At 60.5% G+C, this 21,321-nt stretch carries 18 protein-coding genes, 4 tRNA genes and 1 riboswitch; of the genes, 15 read left to right on the forward strand and 7 right to left on the reverse strand.

Translation table 11 applies throughout. The features are described from left to right. Window positions 1–77: 77 nt before the first annotated feature. From astA to astE, 5 genes are all read left to right on the forward strand, one after another. Window positions 78–1,103 carry an arginine N-succinyltransferase gene (gene astA, locus U873_RS0103660; protein WP_025126947.1) on the forward strand — a complete coding sequence of 342 codons (1,026 nt, stop codon included), beginning with the start codon at window positions 78–80 and terminating at the stop codon, window positions 1,101–1,103. Then, complete coding sequence (astD, locus tag U873_RS0103665; RefSeq protein ID WP_177330233.1) at window positions 1,100–2,569, forward strand: succinylglutamate-semialdehyde dehydrogenase; 1,470 nt, start codon at window positions 1,100–1,102, stop codon at window positions 2,567–2,569. Before astA ends, astD begins: the two co-directional genes overlap by 4 nt. A 141-nt stretch (window positions 2,570–2,710) precedes the next feature. Continuing rightward, entirely contained in the window at window positions 2,711–4,057 is a 1,347-nt protein-coding gene (astB, locus tag U873_RS0103670) for an N-succinylarginine dihydrolase (protein WP_025126949.1), read from the forward strand. 56 nt (window positions 4,058–4,113) lie between these two features. Continuing rightward, window positions 4,114–4,401: a hypothetical protein gene (locus tag U873_RS0103675; RefSeq protein WP_025126950.1), complete on the forward strand. Its 288-nt coding sequence runs from the start codon at window positions 4,114–4,116 to the stop codon at window positions 4,399–4,401. A 12-nt stretch (window positions 4,402–4,413) separates the two neighbouring features. Beyond that, complete coding sequence (gene astE / locus U873_RS0103680) at window positions 4,414–5,424, forward strand: succinylglutamate desuccinylase (RefSeq protein WP_025126951.1); 1,011 nt, start codon at window positions 4,414–4,416, stop codon at window positions 5,422–5,424. 51 nt (window positions 5,425–5,475) lie between these two features. On the opposite strand, the gene U873_RS0103685 is transcribed toward astE, so the two are convergent. After that, a complete protein-coding gene (locus tag U873_RS0103685) occupies window positions 5,476–5,985 on the reverse strand; it encodes a 6,7-dimethyl-8-ribityllumazine synthase (RefSeq protein WP_025126952.1) in 510 nt (169 codons plus the stop codon). 119 nt (window positions 5,986–6,104) lie between these two features. Next, a riboswitch (FMN riboswitch) is annotated at window positions 6,105–6,275 on the reverse strand. Between the two features lie 219 nt (window positions 6,276–6,494). On the opposite strand from U873_RS0103685, the gene ltaE reads away from it, so the two are divergent. The 8 genes from ltaE to mgtE all read left to right on the forward strand — a co-directional run bounded on the left by ltaE (window position 6,495) and on the right by mgtE (window position 14,322). Further along, window positions 6,495–7,499 (forward strand): low-specificity L-threonine aldolase, encoded by a 1,005-nt coding sequence (gene ltaE, locus U873_RS0103690; protein WP_025126953.1) that lies wholly within the window; start codon window positions 6,495–6,497, stop codon window positions 7,497–7,499. A 146-nt stretch (window positions 7,500–7,645) separates the two neighbouring features. Then, window positions 7,646–10,270, forward strand: a complete 2,625-nt coding sequence (gene alaS, locus U873_RS0103695) for an alanine--tRNA ligase (protein WP_025126954.1) — start codon at window positions 7,646–7,648, stop codon at window positions 10,268–10,270. Window positions 10,271–10,366: 96 nt separating this feature from the next. Then, window positions 10,367–11,608 carry an aspartate kinase gene (locus U873_RS0103700; protein WP_025126955.1) on the forward strand — a complete coding sequence of 414 codons (1,242 nt, stop codon included), beginning with the start codon at window positions 10,367–10,369 and terminating at the stop codon, window positions 11,606–11,608. A gap of 189 nt (window positions 11,609–11,797) precedes the next feature. Continuing rightward, entirely contained in the window at window positions 11,798–11,986 is a 189-nt protein-coding gene (gene csrA / locus U873_RS0103705; RefSeq protein ID WP_002554426.1) for a carbon storage regulator CsrA, read from the forward strand. A gap of 62 nt (window positions 11,987–12,048) precedes the next feature. Continuing rightward, window positions 12,049–12,139, forward strand: a tRNA-Ser gene (locus U873_RS0103710). A gap of 107 nt (window positions 12,140–12,246) precedes the next feature. Beyond that, window positions 12,247–12,323, forward strand: a tRNA-Arg gene (locus U873_RS0103715). A gap of 72 nt (window positions 12,324–12,395) precedes the next feature. Next, window positions 12,396–12,472: transfer RNA gene (locus tag U873_RS0103720), tRNA-Arg, on the forward strand. Window positions 12,473–12,879: 407 nt separating this feature from the next. Continuing rightward, on the forward strand, window positions 12,880–14,322 hold the full coding sequence (gene mgtE, locus U873_RS0103725; RefSeq protein WP_025126956.1) for a magnesium transporter: 1,443 nt from the start codon (window positions 12,880–12,882) through the stop codon (window positions 14,320–14,322). A gap of 110 nt (window positions 14,323–14,432) precedes the next feature. On the opposite strand, the gene U873_RS0103730 is transcribed toward mgtE, so the two are convergent. Further along, complete coding sequence (locus U873_RS0103730; protein WP_003204761.1) at window positions 14,433–14,759, reverse strand: Arc family DNA-binding protein; 327 nt, start codon at window positions 14,757–14,759, stop codon at window positions 14,433–14,435. A gap of 379 nt (window positions 14,760–15,138) precedes the next feature. Here U873_RS0103730 and phnN point away from each other — a divergent pair, with 379 nt between their 5' ends. Further along, entirely contained in the window at window positions 15,139–15,720 is a 582-nt protein-coding gene (gene phnN, locus U873_RS0103735) for a phosphonate metabolism protein/1,5-bisphosphokinase (PRPP-forming) PhnN (protein ID WP_029978123.1), read from the forward strand. On the opposite strand, the gene U873_RS0103740 is transcribed toward phnN, so the two are convergent. Together U873_RS0103740 and U873_RS0103745 are read right to left on the reverse strand one after the other, a co-directional pair. Continuing rightward, window positions 15,695–15,874 (reverse strand): PA3371 family protein, encoded by a 180-nt coding sequence (locus U873_RS0103740; protein WP_025126958.1) that lies wholly within the window; start codon window positions 15,872–15,874, stop codon window positions 15,695–15,697. The genes phnN and U873_RS0103740 overlap by 26 nt on opposite strands. A 21-nt stretch (window positions 15,875–15,895) precedes the next feature. Then, window positions 15,896–16,135 carry a hypothetical protein gene (locus U873_RS0103745; protein ID WP_025126959.1) on the reverse strand — a complete coding sequence of 80 codons (240 nt, stop codon included), beginning with the start codon at window positions 16,133–16,135 and terminating at the stop codon, window positions 15,896–15,898. Window positions 16,136–16,430: 295 nt separating this feature from the next. Here U873_RS0103745 and U873_RS0103750 point away from each other — a divergent pair. After that, window positions 16,431–16,507 (forward strand) — tRNA-Arg (locus tag U873_RS0103750). A 568-nt stretch (window positions 16,508–17,075) separates the two neighbouring features. Here U873_RS0103750 and U873_RS0103755 read toward each other — a convergent pair. From U873_RS0103755 to U873_RS0103765, 3 genes are read right to left on the reverse strand one after another with little or no spacing between them, the layout of a single operon-like run. Then, window positions 17,076–17,735: a DUF1266 domain-containing protein gene (locus tag U873_RS0103755; protein WP_025126960.1), complete on the reverse strand. Its 660-nt coding sequence runs from the start codon at window positions 17,733–17,735 to the stop codon at window positions 17,076–17,078. A 7-nt stretch (window positions 17,736–17,742) separates the two neighbouring features. Then, window positions 17,743–18,984, reverse strand: a complete 1,242-nt coding sequence (locus U873_RS0103760; RefSeq protein WP_025126961.1) for a hypothetical protein — start codon at window positions 18,982–18,984, stop codon at window positions 17,743–17,745. Next, on the reverse strand, window positions 18,975–21,305 hold the full coding sequence (locus U873_RS0103765; protein ID WP_025126962.1) for a hypothetical protein: 2,331 nt from the start codon (window positions 21,303–21,305) through the stop codon (window positions 18,975–18,977). Before U873_RS0103765 ends, U873_RS0103760 begins: the two co-directional genes overlap by 10 nt. Between the last annotated feature and the right edge of the window lie 16 nt (window positions 21,306–21,321).

Genomic DNA, 21,321 nt, shown 5'->3' on the forward strand with positions numbered 1-21,321 from the left:
TTCCACTGACTGGAAAGCAAGCCTGGAAACAGCGAGTTTCGCGGGGGCCGTCAGCGGCCTTCGTCTGAGGAGATAGCATGATCGTTCGTCCCGTACGCAGCAGCGATTTACCCGCGCTGATCGACCTGGCCCGCAGCACCGGCACCGGCCTGACCACCTTGCCGGCCAACGAAGAGCGCCTGACCCACCGGGTTGGCTGGGCGGAAAAGACCTTTCGCGGCGAAGCCGAGCGCGGCGACGCGGACTACCTGTTCGTGCTGGAAGACGACAATGGCCGGGTGGTGGGCATTTCCGCGATTGCCGGGGCTGTCGGCTTGCGCGAACCCTGGTACAACTTCCGGGTGGGGCTGACGGTCAGCGCTTCCCAGGAGCTGAACATCTACCGCGAGATCCCGACGCTGTTCCTGGCCAACGACCTGACCGGCAAGTCCGAGCTGTGTTCGCTGTTCCTGCATGCCGATTACCGCAATGGCCTCAATGGCCGCATGCTGGCCAAGGCGCGGATGCTGTTCATCGCCGAGTTCCCGCAACTGTTCGGCAACAAGATCATTGCCGAAATGCGTGGCATGTCCGATGAAAACGGTCGTTCGCCGTTCTGGGAAAGCCTGGGCCGACACTTCTTCAAGATGGAGTTCAGCCAGGCGGACTACCTCACCGGTGTCGGCAACAAGGCCTTCATCGCCGAGCTGATGCCCAAGTTCCCGCTTTACACCTGCTTCCTTTCCGAGGATGCACGCAACGTCATTGCCCAGGTCCACACCGATACCGAGCCGGCCCTGGCCATGCTCAAGAGCGAAGGCTTCAGCTATCAAGGCTACGTCGACATCTTCGACGCCGGCCCGGCGGTGGAGTGCGAGACCAGCAAGATCCGCGCGGTGCGCGACAGCCAGGCGCTGGTGCTGGCGATCGGCACACCGGGCGACGACGCCACGCCGTTCCTGATCCACAACCGTAAACGCGAGGACTGCCGCATCACCGCGGCGCCGGCACGCTTTGCCGCGGGTACCCTGGTGGTCGATCCGTTGACCGCCAAGCGCCTGCAACTCAACGCCGGCGACCAGGTCCGCGCGGTTCCGCTGTCTGCTTCCCGGGAGTCGAAATAATGAGCACGCTGTACATCGCCGGCCAATGGCTGGCTGGCCAGGGCGAGGCCTTTACCTCGGTCAATCCGGTGACCCAGGCGGTCATCTGGTCCGGTAACGGCGCCACTGCCACGCAAGTCGAGAGTGCCGTGCAGGCAGCCCGCCAGGCGTTCCCGGCCTGGGCCAAGCGTTCCCTGGAGGAACGCATCAGCGTGCTCGAAGCCTTTGCCGCCAGCCTGAAAGGCCGAGCCGACGAACTGGCCCGCTGCATCGGTGAGGAAACCGGCAAGCCCTTGTGGGAAGCCGCCACCGAAGTCACCAGCATGGTCAACAAGATCGCCATCTCGGTGCAGAGCTACCGTGAACGCACCGGCGAGAAGAGTGGCCCGCTGGGCGATGCGACGGCAGTGCTGCGGCACAAGCCCCATGGCGTGGTGGCGGTGTTCGGCCCCTACAACTTCCCCGGCCACCTGCCCAATGGGCATATCGTGCCGGCGCTGCTGGCCGGTAACAGCGTGCTGTTCAAGCCCAGCGAGCTGACGCCGAAAGTCGCCGAGCTGACGGTGCAGTGCTGGATCGAGGCCGGACTGCCGGCAGGCGTGCTGAACCTGCTGCAAGGTGCTCGGGAAACCGGTATCGCCCTGGCGGCCAATCCGGGGATCGACGGTCTGTTCTTCACCGGTTCGAGCCGTACCGGCAACCATCTGCATCAGCAGTTCTCCGGGCGCCCGGACAAGATCCTGGCCCTGGAAATGGGCGGCAACAATCCACTGGTGGTGGAGCAGGTCGCCGACCTGGACGCTGCGGTGTACACCATCATCCAGTCAGCCTTTATCTCCGCTGGCCAGCGTTGCACCTGCGCTCGTCGCCTGCTGGTGCCGCAAGGCGCCTGGGGTGATGGGTTGCTGGCGCGCCTGGTGGCGGTCAGCGCGACCCTCGACGTGGGCGCGTTTGATCAGCAGCCTGCACCGTTCATGGGCTCGGTGATTTCCCTGGGCGCCGCCCGGGCATTGATGGACGCCCAGCAACAATTGCTGGCCAACGGCGCCGTGGCCTTGCTGGAAATGACCCAGCCCCAGGCCCAGGCGGCCTTGCTGACCCCGGGCATCCTGGATGTCACGGCGGTGGCCGAGCGCCCGGATGAAGAGTTGTTCGGACCCTTGCTGCAGGTGATTCGCTACGCTGATTTCGATGGCGCGATCGCCGAGGCCAACAACACCCAATACGGCCTGGCCGCCGGCCTGTTGTCGGATTCCGCCGAACGCTATCAGCAGTTCTGGCTGGAGAGCCGTGCCGGCATCGTCAACTGGAACAAGCAGTTGACCGGTGCCGCCAGCAGCGCGCCATTCGGTGGCGTGGGGGCCTCGGGCAACCATCGGGCCAGTGCCTATTACGCGGCGGATTATTGCGCGTACCCGGTGGCGTCCCTGGAAACCCCGAGTCTGGTATTGCCCGCGGCGCTGACGCCGGGCGTGCGCCTGTCCTGATTTGAGTGTGCGGGGAGGCCCTTTGGGTCTCATTGCCGGCAGGCCAGCTCCCTTGGGGGGCGGTTGCCGGCGGTCGAGCGCTACGCGCTCGCGATGTGTGGAAACTGATGCCGATAACAACAGATTCGTGGAGCCTCGCTGATGAAATCCTATGAAGTCAATTTTGACGGGCTAGTGGGGCCGACCCATAACTATGGCGGTTTGTCCTACGGCAACGTCGCCTCCCAGAGCAACAGCCAGCAAGGCTCCAATCCCAGGGAAGCGGCGCTGCAAGGCCTGGCGAAAATGAAAGCGCTGATGGAAATGGGCTTCCAGCAAGGCGTGCTCGCCCCGCAAGAGCGCCCGGACGTGGCCGCCCTGCGCAACCTGGGTTTTGCCGGAACAGACGCCCAAGTCATCCAGCAAGCCGCCAAGCAGGCGATGCCATTGCTGGTTGCCAGTTGCTCGGCTTCGAGCATGTGGGTGGCCAACGCCGCCACGGTCAGTCCGAGTGCCGACACCGCCGACGGCCGCGTGCATTTCACAGCTGCCAATCTCAACTGCAAGTACCACCGCAGCATCGAGCACCCGACCACCAGCCGTGTGCTGGGGGCGATGTTCGCCGACCAGAAGCACTTCGCTCATCACGCGGCCTTGCCGGCGGTGGCGCAGTTCGGCGATGAAGGTGCGGCCAACCACACACGCTTCTGCCGTGACTATGGCGAGGCCGGCGTGGAGTTTTTCGTCTTCGGTCGCAGTGCTTTCGATACTCGCTACCCGGCGCCGCAGAAATACCCGGCGCGCCAGACCCTGGAAGCTTCCCAGGCGGTGGCTCGGCTGCATGGCCTGAGCGAGGAGGGCGTGGTCTATGCCCAGCAGAACCCTTCGGTGATCGACCAGGGCGTGTTCCATAACGACGTGATCGCGGTGGGCAATGGCGAGGTGCTGTTCTATCACGAGGACGCCTTCCTCGAGACCGAGAAGATGCTTGCCGAGCTGCAAGGCAAGCTGGGCAAGCGCGGCGGCAACTTCCAGTCGATCTGCGTGCCGCGCTCGCAGGTGACAGTGGAAGACGCTGTGCGCTCCTACCTGTTCAACAGCCAGCTGCTGTCCCGTGCCGACGGCTCGATGCTGTTGATCGTGCCGGAAGAGTGCCGGGGCAACGAACGAGTCTGGCAATACCTGCAAGGCCTCACCAGCTCCGGTGGCCTGATTCGTGAGGTGAAGGTCTTCGACCTCAAGCAGAGCATGCAAAATGGCGGTGGCCCGGCATGCCTGCGCTTGCGCGTGGCGCTCAATGAAACTGAGCTGGCCGCGGTCAATCCCGGGGTTATCATGACCGCGCCGTTGTACGACACCCTGACCCAGTGGGTCGGCAAGCACTACCGTGACCGCCTCAGCGAAAGTGACCTGGTGGACCCGCAGTTGCTGCTTGAGTGCCGGACGGCACTGGATGAACTGACCCAGATCCTTAAACTGGGCGCGGTTTATCCCTTCCAGATCAATTGAAAGCCCGCGCCCGGCGATACCGGGCGCGCAGCTTCACCCCAGATGAGAACTGACCCATGAGCGATACCCTGCAGCTGATCCTTGAAGACACCGACGGCACTCAGCTGGAAACTTCCTGCACCCGCTTCGCCGTGCTGTGGCAGGGCAAGGAAGTGTGGATCCAGCAGGACGGCCGCGGCCAACTGCTGATCGGCGTGGACGTGGAGGAGGGTGACGCGGAATACGCCAGCCTGCTGCTGCGCCCACTGGCGACCAACCTGGTCAGCCTGCAACTGGAAATGGAGCCGGCCGACGCCGGTGACGAAGATCACGTGCACGGCCCTGACTGCGGCCACGCTCACTAAGGAAGCCGCGCTATGCTCGCCCTCGGCAAACTGCTTGAACTGACCCTCGCCGGCCGCGAACCGGCAGAGAAGACTCAACTGACTGTCGACGGCGTGCGCATGCGCTGGCTGAGCGAGGGTGCGCTGGAAGTGCGGCCGCCCGAGGCTCGCGATAACGGCCTGGACCTGCTGCTGTCAGCGGGAATCCATGGCAATGAGACGGCTCCCATCGAGCTGCTCGACCGTCTGTTGCATGACATTGCCCGGGGTGATCTCAAGCCCCGCGCACGTATCCTGTTCCTGTTCGGCAACCCCGAGGCCATGCGCCGCGGCGAGCGTTTCGTCGAGCAGGACGTCAACCGGCTGTTCAACGGCCGGCATGAATCAAGCAGCGGCGCCGAAGCGCTGCGGGCCTGTGAACTGGAGCGCCTGGCGGCGAGTTTTTTCAGCCTGGCGGATCGTCAGCGGTTGCACTACGACCTGCATACGGCAATCCGTGGTTCGAAGATCGAGCAGTTCGCCCTGTACCCCTGGAAACACGGGCGCCAGCATTCGCGTCGTGAACTGGCCCGCCTGCGGGCAGCCGGCATGGAAGCGGTGCTGCTGCAGAACAAGCCGTCGATCGTCTTCAGTGCCTATACCTATGATCAGCTGGGGGCCGAGGCTTTTACCCTTGAGCTGGGCAAGGCGCGGCCTTTCGGGCAGAACCAGGGGGTCAATGTCGAGCGCCTGGAAACCCGTCTCAAGCAGATCATCGATGGTACCGAGCCGCCGGCCGAGCAGGACAGCCTCGAAGGGCTGAAGCTGTTCAGCGTGGCTCGGGAAGTCATCAAGCACAGTGACAGCTTCCACCTGCATCTGCCGGCGGACATCGAAAACTTTTCCGAGTTGGAAGTGGGCTACTTGCTGGCCGAGGACATCGCCCAGACCCGTTGGGTGATCGAGGAAGAGGGGGCGCGGATCATTTTTCCCAATCCCAAGGTGAAGAATGGCTTGCGCGCGGGGATCCTGATCGTGCCGACCACGGCCGACGGCCTGGCCTGAGTTTGCAGCGGCAGGATTCCCCTGTCAGGCAGGGGAATCTTGCTTCAGCGCTTAAATCGCGACCGCACGCTGCTCGTTGCGGCGTAAGGCGCGAGTCTTCTGCAGGGTGTCGGCGCAGGTTTTCGCCGCTTCCTGGCCCTTGTGCACAAAGTGCTCGAAGAAGAACTTCTGGTGTTCATCGCCCGCATGGAAGTGATGCGGGGTCAGCACCACGGAGAACACCGGCACTTCGGTTTCCAGCTGCACTTGCATCAGGCCGCTGATCACCGATTGGGCGACGAACTCATGGCGGTAGATGCCGCCGTCCACCACCAGGCCGGCCGCGACGATACCGGTGTAGCGACCGGACTTGGCCAGCAGCTTGGCGTGCAGGGGGATTTCGAAGGCGCCGCCCACTTCGAAGAAGTCGATATCGCTTTCCTGGTAACCCTGGGCGAGCATTTCAGTGACGAAGCCTTGACGGCTCTGATCGACGATTTCCTTGTGCCAGCAGGCCTGGATAAAGGCGACGCGCTCGTTGGGGTGGTGTTTGCTTTTGCTGTCGATTGCAGTGGGTTGCATCTGTTCTGACTCCTGTTTGTGTGAAAAACAGGGCGTATATGAATCGAATGGGATTTAAGGGTGCGCGCAGGACGGACGTGGATCTCCCACGACTGCCGGCCACGGCCCTTTGGTGCCAATCCCGTTCTCTCTTCATCCGGACTATGACCGTCGGCCCCGGAATCACACCGGGTCTGCTGACCTTGCCGTCACCTGCAGTCAAGCCGCAGGTATCGCCAAGCGCTCGCGGGCTATGCGCATTGCGCGCAATTACCGCCGGTGGGGAATTACACCCCGCCCTGAGAACGTATGCCTGCGGATTTTCCGCGGGCGGTGAGTTTTTAACACAGTTTGAGCGCAGGTGCATCGCGCCTTTTGGATAATTTTCATCGGATTTTTTCCAGTTTGCTGCAGGGTTTCCTACAGTTGTTGCTTGATTTATGGGGCATGCGACGGCAGTAATTCGTTTCCCAAGGGAATTCCCCTGTCTACCGCGGACCTTGCCGGTCCCGCAGCCGAGGCCAGATGTGATGAGCGTGATCGATCTTCGTAGTGACACCGTGACCCAGCCCACCCCAGGCATGCTCGATGCCATGGCCAGTGCTCGCACGGGGGACGATGTGTACGGTGAAGATCCGACGGTCAATCAGCTGGAAGCCGAACTGGCGCAGCGTCTGGGCTTTACCGAGGCTCTGTTCGTCCCTTCCGGCACCATGAGCAATCTGTTGGCGCTGATGGCTCATTGCGCCCGTGGCGACGAATACATCGTCGGGCAGCAGGCCCATACCTATAAGTACGAAGGGGGCGGTGCAGCGGTACTGGGATCGATCCAGCCGCAGCCGCTGGAAGTCCAGGCGGATGGTTCCCTGGACCTGGCCCAGGTGGCAGAGGCGATCAAGCCCGACGACTTCCATTTCGCCCGCACGCGCTTGCTGGCCCTGGAAAACACCATGCAGGGCAAAGTGTTGCCGCTGACCTACCTGGCCCGGGCGCGGGCCTTTACCGCTGAACGCGGCCTGGCCCTGCACTTGGATGGCGCGCGGTTGTACAACGCGGCGGTCAAGCTGGGGGTGGATGCCCGGATGATTACCGAGCATTTCGATTCGGTCTCGGTGTGCCTGTCCAAGGGGCTCGGCGCGCCGGTGGGTTCGGTGCTGTGTGGCTCTGGCGAGTTGATCGGCAAGGCGCGGCGCCTGCGCAAGATGGTCGGTGGCGGCATGCGCCAGGCCGGTAGCTTGGCGGCGGCAGGGCTGTATGCCCTGGATCATCAGGTGCAGCGCCTGGCGGATGACCATGCCAATGCCCAGCTGCTGGCAGAAGGGTTGCGCCAGGCGGGCTACAGCGTCGAGCCGGTGCAGACCAACATGGTGTATGTGCAGATGGGCGAGCGGGCCGAGGCGCTCAAGGCGTTTGCCGCCGAACGCGGGATCAGGCTCAGCGCCGCCTCGCGGCTGCGCCTGGTCACTCATCTGGACGTGGATCGTGGGCAAATCGAGCAAGTGGTGAGTGCTTTTACCGAGTTTTCCCGTAACTGACAGTGTTCTCCGTCCAATTGACTGTTTGTATCGTACAAACACGCTGTACCTAGTGATTAACGCCGATATAATGCGGCCCTTTGCCGTCGTTTCGTCTGTTGACGTTGCGCACAGGCCTTTGGCCGCAGTCTCCGTGGAAGAACCTAATGAAAAGCGCAGAAATCCGTGAAGCCTTCCTTCGCTTCTTCGAAGAGCAAGGCCACACCCGTGTAGCCTCCAGCTCTTTGATCCCTGGCAATGATCCAACCCTGCTGTTCACCAACGCGGGGATGAACCAGTTCAAGGACTGCTTCCTGGGCCAGGAAAAGCGCGCCTATACCCGCGCTGTCAGCAGCCAGAAGTGCGTTCGCGCCGGCGGCAAGCACAACGACTTGGAAAACGTCGGTTATACCGCCCGTCACCACACCTTCTTCGAAATGCTGGGCAACTTCAGCTTCGGTGACTATTTCAAGCGCGACGCCATCACCTTCGCCTGGACCTTTCTGACTTCCGACCAGTGGCTGAACCTGCCCAAGGAAAAGCTCTGGGTCACTGTCTACGCCAGCGATGACGAGGCCTACGACATCTGGACCAAGGAGGTCGGGGTGCCGGCCGAACGCATGGTTCGCATCGGCGACAACAAAGGCGCGCCTTACGCCTCCGACAACTTCTGGACCATGGGTGATACCGGCCCGTGCGGCCCTTGCACCGAGATCTTCTACGATCACGGCGCCGACATCTGGGGTGGCCCACCGGGCTCGCCGGAAGAGGACGGCGACCGTTACATCGAGATCTGGAACAACGTGTTCATGCAGTTCAACCGTACCGCCGATGGTGTGCTGCATCCGTTGCCGGCGCCGTCGGTGGACACCGGCATGGGCCTGGAGCGGATCAGTGCGGTATTGCAGCACGTGCATTCGAACTATGAAATCGACCTGTTCCAGAGCCTGCTGAGCGCATCGGCCAAGGCCATTGGGTGCAGCAACGATGCCCAGGCCTCGCTGAAAGTGGTGGCCGACCATATCCGTTCCTGCGGTTTCCTGATTGCCGACGGTGTGCTGCCTTCCAATGAAGGCCGCGGCTACGTGCTGCGCCGGATCATTCGTCGCGCTTGCCGTCATGGCAACAAGCTGGGGGCCAAGGGCAGCTTCTTCTACCAGATCGTCGCGGCCCTGGTGGCCGAGATGGGTGATGCCTTCCCTGAGCTGAAATCCCAGCAGGCGCATATCGAGCGCGTGCTCAAGGCCGAGGAAGAGCAGTTCGCCAAGACCCTGGAGCAGGGCCTGAAGATCCTCGAGCAGGACCTGGCCGAACTCAAGGGCTCTGTGGTACCGGGTGACGTGGTGTTCAAGCTGTACGACACCTACGGTTTCCCGATGGACCTGACCGGCGATATCGCCCGCGAGCGCAACCTGACCCTCGATGAGGAAGGTTTCGAGCGCGAGATGGAAGCCCAGCGAGTGCGGGCCCGCTCGGCCAGTTCCTTCGGCATGGACTACAACAGCCTGGTCAAGGTCGATGTGGCCACCGAGTTCACCGGCTATCACGCCACCAGCGGCTCGGCCAAAGTGATTGCCCTCTATAAGGAAGGGCAAGCGGTCGACGTGCTGAGCGAAGGCGAAGAAGGCGTTGTGGTCCTCGACCAGACGCCGTTCTATGCCGAATCCGGTGGCCAGATCGGCGATTGCGGGTTCTTGCAGGCCGGTGATGCGCGGTTTGATGTGCGCGACACCACCAAGACGGGCGGCGCGTTCCTGCACCACGGGGTATTGGCCAAGGGCAGCCTGACCATCGGCGCCCCGGTTGAAACCCAGGTGGACGCAGACGTGCGTCACGCCACCTCGCTGAACCACTCGGCCACGCACTTGCTGCACGCTGCATTGCGCCAGGTACTGGGCGATCACGTACAGCAGAAAGGCTCCTTGGTGGACAGTCAGCGCTTGCGTTTCGACTTCAGCCATTTCGAGGCGATCAAGCCCGAGCAGATCAAGGCGCTGGAAGACATCGTCAACGCCGAGATCCGCAAGAACACCGCGGTGGAAACCGAAGAAACCGACATCGACACCGCCAAGAAGAAGGGCGCCATGGCGCTGTTCGGCGAGAAGTACGGTGACAGTGTGCGCGTACTGAGCATGGGTGGTGATTTCTCGGTGGAGCTGTGTGGTGGCATCCACGCCAACCGTACCGGCGACATCGGCCTGCTGAAAATCACCAGCGAAGGTGGTGTCGCCTCCGGCGTGCGGCGTATCGAGGCAGTCACCGGTGCTGCGGCCCTGGCGTACCTGAATGCTGCGGAAGAACAACTCAAGGAAGCGGCGTCCCTGGTCAAGGGCAGCCGCGACAACCTGATCGACAAGCTGTCGGCAGTGCTCGAGCGCAATCGCCTGCTGGAGAAGCAGCTCGAGCAGTTGCAGGCCAAGGCGGCCAGCGCTGCCGGTGACGATTTGTCTGCGCAAGCGGCGGACGTCAAGGGCGTGAAAGTCCTGGCTGCGCGTCTCGACGGCCAGGATGGCAAGGCGCTGCTGGCGCTGGTGGATCAGTTGAAAAACAAACTCGGCCGCGCAGTGATCCTGCTCGGCAGTGTCCATGAGGAAAAGGTCGTACTGGTTGCCGGTGTGACCAAGGACCTGACTGGCCAACTCAAAGCCGGTGATTTGATGAAACAAGCCGCTGCGGCAGTGGGCGGGAAGGGCGGTGGTCGTCCAGACATGGCCCAGGGCGGTGGTGTTGATGCCGCTGCGCTGGATGCCGCACTGGCCCTGACCGTGCCATTTGTCGAGCAGGGTATTTAAGGCGCCGAGCCGGGCCCGTCGTCTAGTGGCGGGTCCTTCGCTGTGCAGTTTGATTGATTAACGGGCGCCCCTTTACGGGCTGAGGCGGCTTAGAAAATGGCTTTGATCGTACAGAAATTTGGAGGCACTTCGGTCGGCTCTGTCGAGCGGATCGAGCAAGTCGCCGACAAGGTGAAGAAATTCCGCGAAGCCGGCGACGACCTGGTGATTGTGCTGTCGGCGATGAGTGGCGAAACCAACCGCCTGATCGAGCTGGCCAAGCAGATCAGCGGCGAAGACAAACCGGTTCCCCGTGAGCTGGATGTGATTGTTTCCACCGGCGAGCAAGTGACCATTGCCTTGCTGGCGATGGCGCTGATCAAGCGTGGTATTCCGGCGGTCTCCTACACCGGTAACCAGGTACGGATCCTCACGGATAGCGCTCACAATAAAGCGCGAATCCTGCAGATCGATGATCAGAAGATTCGTGGCGATCTGAAAGCCGGTCGTGTGGTCGTGGTCGCCGGTTTCCAGGGCGTTGACGAGCACGGCAACATCACCACCCTGGGGCGTGGCGGTTCCGACACCACTGGCGTAGCGCTGGCCGCGGCCTTGAAGGCTGACGAGTGCCAGATCTACACCGATGTAGATGGCGTCTACACCACCGACCCGCGTGTGGTCCCCAAGGCTCAGCGCCTGGACAAGATCACCTTTGAAGAGATGCTGGAAATGGCCAGCCTCGGTTCCAAGGTGTTGCAGATCCGTGCGGTCGAGTTTGCTGGCAAGTACAACGTTCCGCTGCGCGTGTTGCACAGCTTTCAGGAGGGTCCGGGCACCCTCATTACTATTGATGAAGAGGAATCCATGGAACAGCCGATCATTTCCGGCATCGCCTTCAATCGCGATGAAGCCAAGCTGACTATCCGTGGCGTGCCAGACAATCCTGGCGTGGCCTTCAAGATTCTTGGCCCGATCAGCGCGGCGAACATTGAAGTCGACATGATCGTGCAGAACGTTTCGCACGATAACACCACCGATTTCACCTTCACCGTGCACCGCAACGACTACCTGGCAGCCCAGACCGTGCTGGAAAACACCGCGCGTGAAATCGGTGCCCGGGAAGTGGTGGGGGATACCGATATCGCCAAGGTTTCGATCGTTGGCGTCGGCATGCGCTCCCACGCGGGTGTTGCCAGCCGCATGTTCGAAGCATTGGCTAAAGAGAGCATCAACATCCAGATGATCTCCACCTCCGAAATCAAGGTTTCGGTAGTGATCGAAGAGAAGTACCTGGAGTTGGCAGTACGTGCACTGCACACTGCGTTCGAGCTTGACGCTCCAGCCCGACAGGGCGAGTGATAGGTGTTTGAAAGGGGCGCGGTCTGACCGCGCCCTTTGTGTTTTTGATTGGCATGGGCGCAAAACTGTTCTTTTGCCCGTGCTAGTCAATACTTAGGCGTGTAGGACTGCTACCGATCTGGTTGTAGGCCGACACCCTTTTTTTTGCAGACTGTTGTCCCTGAAAATGTAATGCGTGAGGAGAAAGGTATGCTGATTCTGACTCGTCGGTGTGCAGAAAGCCTGATCATTGGTGATGGCGAAATCACCGTGACCGTGCTCGGCGTCAAAGGTAATCAAGTGCGGATTGGTGTCAACGCCCCCAAAGAAGTGGCGGTTCACCGTGAGGAAATCTACCTGCGGATAAAGAAAGAGAAGGACGAAGAACCAAGCCATTAATTTTTATCGTTTTTTTTGTTTGCAAACGGGGAGAAAGCTGGTTAATATACGCCCCGTGTTGCGGAGAGCTGGCCGAGTGGCCGAAGGCGCTCCCCTGCTAAGGGAGTACACCTCAAAAGGGTGTCGGGGGTTCGAATCCCCCGTTCTCCGCCATTATTTGTTTAGTACGTTGTAATCTGGCTTCTTCTGTAAGTTGTTGAAATTACTAGAAAAAGTGCTTTACAAAAAGATTTAACGGCCTATAATGCGCGGCAACAAATGCACTCGTAGCTCAGCTGGATAGAGTACTCGGCTACGAACCGAGCGGTCACAGGTTCGAATCCTGTCGAGTGCACCATTTAAGAGTTGGTTGTAGTAATACAGTTAACTTGGCTTCAACCAGTTGTGGTCTGGTCTAAAAACACAAAATGCACTCGTAGCTCAGCTGGATAGAGTACTCGGCTACGAACCGAGCGGTCACAGGTTCGAATCCTGTCGAGTGCACCATACATCAAGAAGCCCGCATCGAAAGATGCGGGCTTTTTGCTTTCTACTTTATCTCTCCTTCTGATGCGCTCAACTGGAACGGCCTCGTTCCGATGAAGTCGAATGCCTGTCTGGGCGCTTGCCTTCGGACTTTTTTCTTCGGGCGTGTGTTTTCTTTTTGCGCAAGGGCGTCGCAGTTTCATAGATTCGGGCGCTGCTCAGGTTTGTGCCGCAAGCGCTTGTTCTTGCCGCGATTTTTAGCGTTTAAAAGCGTCAGGCGGTGTATCATTGCGCCCGTCAGCCCCGCCGGGGCTTGTGGAATACCTCCATGGACTTACCCAGTAGTTACTCAGTATCCCGTTTTCACAATCATGAACTGACTGATTGATCCTTCCGGCGTGCTCCTCTGCTGGGAGTGGAGTTCGCCTATGACCGAAGTAGAAGTAAAGAAAACGCAGGAAAGCCTGCAGGACCGCCTCGCTCAAGTTGTTGAGCTGCTGCAGCGCCAGCGGGTGGTCGAAGACCTGACGCACCGTCAGGAAGGCCATCATCATGACCGGGTCGAGAACCTGGTCCATCGGCAGAACCTCGTCGAATTGCAACGCAAGCTCGATGACCTCCACTCCGCCGACGTTGCCTATATCCTTGAAGCCTTGCCTCTGGAAGAGCGCCTGACCGTATGGCAGTTGGTCAAGGCTGAGCGCGACGGCGATATTCTCCTCGAAGTATCCGATTCCGTACGTGAAACCCTGATCGCCGACATGGACGATCACGAGCTCCTGGCGGCTGCCAAGGAGATGGACGCTGACGAACTTGCTGATTTGGCCCCCGAGCTGCCGCGAGACGTCGTCCATGAGCTGATGGAGGCTCTTGACGGTCAGCAGCGTGAGCGCGTTCGCTCCGCGCTGTCCTACGACGAGGAGCAGGTCGGCGCGCTGATGGACTTCGAGATGGTGACCATCCGTGAGGATGTCAGTCTTGAAGTGGTGTTGCGTTACTTGCGTCGGTTGAAGGAGCTGCCGGGCCACACCGACAAACTGTTCGTGGTGGATTACGACGGCGTGCTCAAGGGCGTGCTGCCGATCAAGCGGCTTTTGGTCAACGATCCGGAGAAGAAGGTCGCGGACGTCATGGCCAGCGATCCGGTGAGCTTTCATCCGGATGAGGACGCCTACGATGCGGCCCAGGCATTTGAGCGTTACGACCTGATTTCGGCTCCGGTAGTCGACAAGAATGACAAGCTGATCGGGCGTTTGACCATCGATGAAATGGTTGACCTGATTCGTGAAGAGAGTGAGACCGAAGTCCTCAACATGGCCGGTCTGCGCGAGGAAGAAGACATCTTCGCTTCGGTGTGGAAATCCCTGCGTAACCGTTGGGCTTGGCTGGCTATCAACCTGATCACCGCTTTTGTGGCATCCCGGGTGATCGGTCTGTTCGAGGGTTCCATTGAAAAGCTGGTGGCGCTGGCAGCCTTGATGCCGATCGTTGCTGGCATTGGAGGTAACTCGGGCAACCAGACCATCACCATGATTGTCCGGGCAATGGCCCTGGACCAGGTCAGTACCGGTAATACATCGCGCCTGATGCGCAAGGAGTTGGCCGTGGCCTTGATCAACGGCCTGGTGTGGGGCGGTGTGATCGGTGTGGTGGCCTACATGCTGTATGGCAGTTGGTCGCTGGGGGTGGTGATGACGGCCGCCATGACCTTGAACCTGCTGCTGGCAGCGCTTATGGGGGTGCTGATCCCGATGACCCTGGCGCGCCTGGGGCGCGATCCGGCAATGGGTGCCAGTGTGATGATCACTGCGATGACCGACAGCGGCGGCTTCTTCATCTTTCTGGGGTTGGCGACGATCTTCCTGCTCTGAGCGGAACCTGATGTCGGATTTGCCCGTGAAGCGCCTTAATGGCGCTTCAGTGCTTTATGGCAGGCAAAAAAAAGCCAGCGGCTAGGCTGGCTTGAGCTTGCAAGATGGAATCAGGTGGCGTCTGCGGCCATTTCGGCGTCGTGGGCGATCAGCGAAACCAAAGCGTTCTGCTGGCGATGTGAAAGTTGGCGGAAACGTTGAAGCAGTTCGCGTTCATGCAAGGACAGTTCGGGGCTGTCCAGGCGCATGCTCAACTCTTCACCCAAGGCGCCTTCCTGAATAAGACTCTGTTCCAGGCGCGCGATGATTTCGGAGTTCATGCTGCGGTGATGATTGCGAGCCACCTCGGCAATGCGTTCACGCATCCCGTCGGGTAGACGTACGACGAACTTGTCAGCCGTACGGCTGGAATAAATTGCCTGTTTCAATGGGCGCATATATTTAACCGGTTAGTTCAGGGGAGCGGTTCTCGGAATTGGCCGCGGGCTGTCTTTTAGGACAAGCCTGAATGCCAAATGTTCAACCTGAATTGCTAAGAGGCCCGCATCATGCCTCAAAGTTGCCAGATCATTGGCGTCAATTCTGTGACAAATATTGAACTGGATAAAGGCGTTATGCCAGCACCAATTATCAGAAATGCGGACTGGTTTGAAAAGATCGCCAGGCCCGCGTCGTTGGCTGCATTCTCCCATCCGACGGGAGTGTCAGTGCACTGGCGAAGGTGCATGCTATGCAGATGAGTAGTGTGATCCCTGCCTGTTAGAGGATAGTGGCAAATGGCCGATTTACTAGTTGTGCTGTCCGTGGCGGCGCTCCATGCCGGGTAGACTTATTTATCTGATGGGGCCTTCAGGGGCCGGCAAGGATAGCTTGATTGATGCCGCCAGACAGCCTTTAAGTGTGTTGGGCTGTGATGTTGCAAAGCGCGTGATCACCCGTTCAGCCGAGTCAGTGGGCGAGGCGGCGACGGAGGTCACTGCCGAGGAGTTCGAGCAGAGGGTGCTGCGAGGGGATTTCTCCCTGTTCTGGCGGGCCAATGGCCTGGGCTACGGCATTCCAGTCGAGATCGACAGCTGGCTGGCCCAGGGGCGCCATGTCCTGGTCAACGGTTCCAGGGGGTATTTGCCCCAGGCGCGGGAACGTTATCCCGATCTGATTCCGATCGTCCTGACGGTCGATACAGAAGTCTTGCGTCGTCGTTTGCTGCGACGAGCGCGGGAGAGTCTGAACGAGATCGAGCATCGCCTCAGGCGCAATGATCAGTTCGCCAATGCAGCTTGGCTTGATGAGGAGCATGTCCTGCGGTTGGACAACTCGGGTGCGCTGGAAGTGACTCTGGTGGGGCTGTTGGCCATATTGCGTGAGCAGGGAGTCAGCGCAGTACCGGATCGAACTTGATCTTGCGCCCGGCGAATAGCGCCAGCAGGAACACAGTCAGGCATGAGCCAAAAATGATCGGTGGAACATTCCCGAGGGTATTGTCAGGCAACGCCAGCACGGCGATACCGCTGAGCACTGTCATGACAAGCAGGCTTTTGGCTAGGGTGGACATAGGTGGCTCCTGAGGTCTTTCTCAAAATACCCAGCTCTCGGTGGGCAGGGGGGCGGGTTGCGATGGGGTCGATCCCTGGGTTACTTGGTTCACCTTTCCAGGCTGAACCTGGCTGTTCATTACGGCTAACTGCGGTGTCTGGCGCTGGCTGTAGTGGGCGGTGGAGGATTCTGTAGGGGCAGCGTTATCTGCCGGTTGAAAGTGAAAGGCCACCAGCACGGCGATGGCTGCCGCATTCAAGATAAGCAGGGCGCTGGTCATGGGCATCATCTCCGTGGTGTTTACCCCTGACAAAGCAGCTCCCGTGCCAAGAGTGTAATGGCTAATAAAGTCTTTAAAAACAACAAGTTAAATTGATTTTGTGTGACGGGAAAGTTGCATTTTGCAATGGTGGCTTTTTGCAGTGATGCAATTTGCACGACTCTGTCTTGGAAAGAGGGTGAGGGCTAGCGCTGCTTCGTGCAAAAAGCCCTATGGATGACATGACAAATACAGCCTCGGCCGTTAACATGCACGCCGTCGTTTGCGCCGTGGCGTATCCGACATCCGCTGTCTTGTCTCAGTAGCTCAATTGGATAGAGCATCCCCCTCCTAAGGGGAAGGTTGGCAGTTCGAACCTGCCCTGGGACACCATATGTTCTGCCTCTTGTCGCCCGTTTCCTGGCAGGTCAGCTTCTTGTGACCTCAGGCAGGCCGACAGGGCAAAAAAAGCCCCGCCGAGCAATGCTCGAGCGGGGCTTTTTTGTTGGCGCCTGCGCATCCCTAGATTGGCTTGCTGTCGTGCAGTGCCGCTTCCTGGCGCAGGTGCCGCTATCCGTTTCCTTGTCGGTGCCGGGTTGGACGTCGTTGATTCATAACGTTGTCGGACGCCTCCAGCATGACTTGATGAGTTCACCGGTCCGGGGGATCAAGACGAGGATAGCAAGTGCCCATAATCTGCCGTCGGGCAGGTCTGAGCAGTGCTAAATGGGTACGGTCATCAGCATTCTAGTGGTGTTCATGGGTTCTCCTGTGCTTCTGTCTGGCATGAAAAAGCTCCAGGCATTGCGGGTGCCTGGAGCTTGTTCGGTGAGGTCGTCTGACTTGTTCTATCTAGCATGCAACTTAAATGGCTGAACCCTCTGCCGGAGCATTTGAGCGTTCGCTGTACTGTTCTGGCCTTTAATCGTCCCATGCCGCCAGGTTATTTCTCCATCGCTGCTCAGCTTGCCGTTGGAGACAGTGCAGGCAGTCCTCGCCAGGTGAGCTCACCCCAGCTGCCGCCTTGAGGGGCCAGCAGGCGCTCCAGGCTTGCCTCATCGAACTGTTTTCCCAGGGCGTCGGCCCTGAACGCTGCTACCCACTGCTGACGCCCGAGCATGAAGGCCCTGCCAAAGTCCTCCCAGCTGTTGAAGCAATCCTGGGCGCGTTGGGCGTTGAGCAACATGACTCGCCACCCGATCTCGGGTTCGACCCAGCCCATCAGCATTGCACAGCGGATAAAGAAGGCGCTGCGCACACAGGCAAAAGCCATGGCCGCGCGAGGGTCGTCGGTGGCGCTCAGCCCGTGTAGATCGACTCGAAACCACTGCTGTTCCAGGGTGCTGTTCAGGTGCCGGCTGACATCTTCGTCAGTAGCGTTGTTGCGCAAACCGATCTGATGCAGCAACGGTGTTCTGAGGGAGTCTCTTGCCTGATCCATGAAGTGGGTGGTGTCCGGGTCGAAGAATCCGGTCATCCCTGTGGCATCGACCATCGGTTGGGCCAGTCTCAGTGCCCAGCGTTTGCGGGGGGTGAATACCACCAGGGAGGTTGGCGGCTGGCGGTGCAGGTAGCGCCAGACCAGCCAGGCGCCGATGAGCAGTGCAATGATCGTCATCATCTGGGCTTCACCGTTCCCTGGCCTGCCAGGCGGTGATTTCCTCCGCCAGGGGAGAGGACATGCCTTTCCAGGGGACGCCTTCGGTATCGAAGAGCGGGCTGTCAGCCGGCTGTGGGTGCCCAGGGTGTTTTTTGAAAATGTGGCGGGTGGCGTACTTCACCGACGGTGCCTGGGGTGGGACCTCGAGCAGCAGGTCCGACTGGCGGGCTGCCACCAGCCACTCGACCATGGCTGAGGGCGCATCCAGCCGCGAGAACAATTGCGGGTAGCGGGCCACCAGGCGAGTTTGGGCCTCGGGATCGCTGACGGCCTCGATACGCAGCCAGCCGGCCTCGGTACGCACGATACCTATGGCGATACAGTCGGCCGGTGTCTGTGAGTCGGTGTCCAGGGTGTTGAGAAGCAGCAGCAGGTCCTGGAAGTAGCGTTCGACCGGCGGTCGGTTCTGTTTGCCTTTGACTTGTTCCACGGTGAGTGATCCGCCGTCCTGGATGATCAGGTTTACGGTGATGTGGGGTTGGCCCTGGGCATCACGCAGACTGAACACACGCATGCCCTGTTGTTCCACTGCTTCGGCATAGCGCTCGCCGTAGCCGCCAGTCAAGGCGCGGCGGTTGGCGAACTGCCCCAGGCAGTGGCGCATCACGTAGCTTTCAAAGGCCATTTCGGCCCGCAGCAGCGGGCTATCCGGGCGCATCTCGACCCAGGTGTGCTCGGCGCAGGTCACGGCAACCCTCAGGGCTTGGTCCGAACTCTGGCGCCAGCCCTGGTCGACCCGGGCGGCCATCTGTGCATGTTCCTTCGCCCACAATGCCAGGGCTTGCGGGCAAGTGATGCGATCAAGCTTGCCTTCCAGTGCCGTGCCTTTGCGCGAAGTCAGGAATTCCACAAACTGGGCTTCCTGGTGCAGCAATTGCGGATCCTGAGGGTCAACCCAGACCAGCGGGACCGTCGCCGTCATGGCGTCCTCGGCCTGTGCCTTGGCGGCCGCGCTGAAATACCCGCTCACCCAGGCCGGCAAGAGGTCGGTGCCCATGGCCGCGGCAGCCTCTTCCTGGGTCAGGATCCGCCGCGCGGGTTCGAAGTTGCCTGCCAGATGTCGATAGAAATGATTCAGCAACCAGCTCTGCACCGGCCCCTCGTCCGTCCGCTCCTGGCTGCGCTGGCTGATGCCACGTTTCAGCTCATCGGCATTGAGCAGGTTGCGTGCGGCATAGCTGGAGGTGCGCAGGTCGACATTTACTTCCATATCTGCCACCAGCTTTTCTTGCCGGCGGGTTGCTCCGGTGATTGGAGCTCCAGCAGGATCTGTTCGGTCCTGGACCGGCACTGCACATCGTAGTCGTCGTCCGGACTGCACAGGGCCAGGGTTCGGGCGCAGTAGTCGATGGCCTCGGCGGTGCGTCCACGGGCTTTGAAGAAGTCCACCGCGCTGGACATGACCGAGACTTCGTTCATTTCCAGTACTAGGGGCTCATAGCGTTGCCAGAGGCTGTCGGCGTTGTCCGGGTAGGCGTGGGCCAGGTAGCGTGCCACCTTGATCCGGGCGAACAATGCCGAGCTGTCCAGTTGCTGGTCGCTGACACCTTGTTCTTGCTGCCACTTGAGCAGGCGTTCGAGCCAGATGAGAATCTCGCTGTCACGATCCAGCGAATACAGGGCGTAGACCACGGAGGTCATGTAGTCATTCGGGTCGTGACGGCTGTAGCCGAACTCCATCGAGTAGTGCCACAGCTGCTCTGCGGCTTCGACGATGCCGGCATGATCGTCCAGACGGATGCGGGCACTGAGCAAGCCGTTGTAGTGCTCGGCGAACGAGCTGGCGGCGATGCCGCGCTGGTGCAGGTCAATGGCATCCTGGAAGCGGTTCTGCTCGTTGTAGCAGCGGTAGTTGATCGCCAGGTTGTTGCAGAGCATGGAATACAGGTGTGCGCAGGCATCGTACGGATGACCGCTGCCGGTGGCGAAGTAGCGCTCCATGTGCGCCTGGCCCTGCTCGTAGGCGTCCCGCTGTGCTTCGTACAGCAGCGAGTAGGCTTCGTTTCGGGCTGCCGCCGGCAGCTTGTCTGCCTCGGCCTCCACCAGGTCATCAATGGTCAGGGCGTAGTTGTAGGCTTGCAAGCCGCTGGCCAGGATCGGTTTTGGCAGCTTCAGGGTTTCGATCACCCCAAGGCTTTCGACCCGGGCGGCAAACAGCGAAAAGGCACTGCGGTTGTCCTGCATGCGGCCAGCCTGGATGGCGTTCTGCAGCAGGCTGGCTTCGCTGGCAGCGTCGATCAGACCGCGCTCGGCATCGTGCACCGCGGCCAGGCGGTTGATCCAGGGATGCTCAGGGCTGCGACGCAGGGCTTCGGCCCGGGCTTCGGCAAACAACTGGTCCAGGGATTGTTGCTCGTCCATGACTGCATAGAGGCTTGCCAGCAACGCCGTGGTTTCGGACTCGATCGACTCGACGGTCGGCAGGGCCGAGATAAAGCTCTGCAGCACCTCTTGGTTGATGCAGGCGCGCATCACGCAGATCGGCCACCAGGCGCTGCGGTCTTCAGGATCTTGCAGTCGATGGAGGATCAGTCGCGCGGTGGCCGGCCAGATCTCGGTCTGCCGGTCATAGACATCGATGAAGGCTCGATGCCCGGCCTCTTCGATGCGACCGGCTTCCACCAGCCAGGGCAATTCATATTCGATGAAGTTGTTGCCACCGTCGGAGTCCAGGCTCAGGGCTGCGGCGTTGCGGATATTCAAGGCCCCGGCCAGGTCGCCCTGGGCATGCAGGGCGCGGGCCGCAAGGCGCGCAGTGCGTACTTCCCACTCACGGCGCTTGGGCAAGGAGAGATTAGCGGTCAATTGGGCGATGGGCTGTTCGAACAGCGCCAGGCGCAGCGGGATGATCTCGATCAGCGAGTTGCCCAGCCACAGCCAGTCGCCTTCATCGATGTCCTGATCGGGGCCGGCGGTGCGTACCGCGTTGACCGCCTCCAGCGCCGCATTGCGAGCTTCCTCATCACGTTCATGGAAGGCCAGGACCCGGGCGCGACGTCGATGCTGGTCGGCGGCATCCCAGGCTCGCAGCAGCGCCCGGGCGGGGTTGATCAGGGTCAGGGTGTAACGTACTTCGATGGTTTTCAGCGCGACTTCAGCGCTGCCTTGTTCCAGTTCGTCGAAGATCCGATAGCGGCGGTAGTGCTCGATGTCGAAGTCCAGGGGGGCGGTTGCCATCTGTTGGAGCTGTTCGAGCACTTCCAGAAGGGCCGGAACGTCGTCGAGATAATGAGCAACCCGCAGGCGCAGGATGGCCAGGTTCATTTTCAGCTCGGCGCGGGCCGACGGCTGCATGGCTTGCAACAGGGCCTCGCCATCCTGGTCGATCACCGCCCTGGCCGCGGCCGGGTCACCGGCCTGCATCCACAGCACATGCAAGCGATCAATGGAGGCCAGGGAATCGGCTTGCAGCGGTTGTGCCTGCAACTGGCTCAGCAGCGTGTCGTTCTCCTGCTCCTGCTGTTGTGCCTCAAGGCGATCCATGAACTGTTCCAGTTCAATTGCGGTAATCGCTTTGCTGTTATGTGCCATCGTTAACTCCATTTGA

It is taken from the genome of Pseudomonas sp. PH1b (assembly GCF_000633395.1).
Lineage (GTDB): Bacteria > Pseudomonadota > Gammaproteobacteria > Pseudomonadales > Pseudomonadaceae > Aquipseudomonas.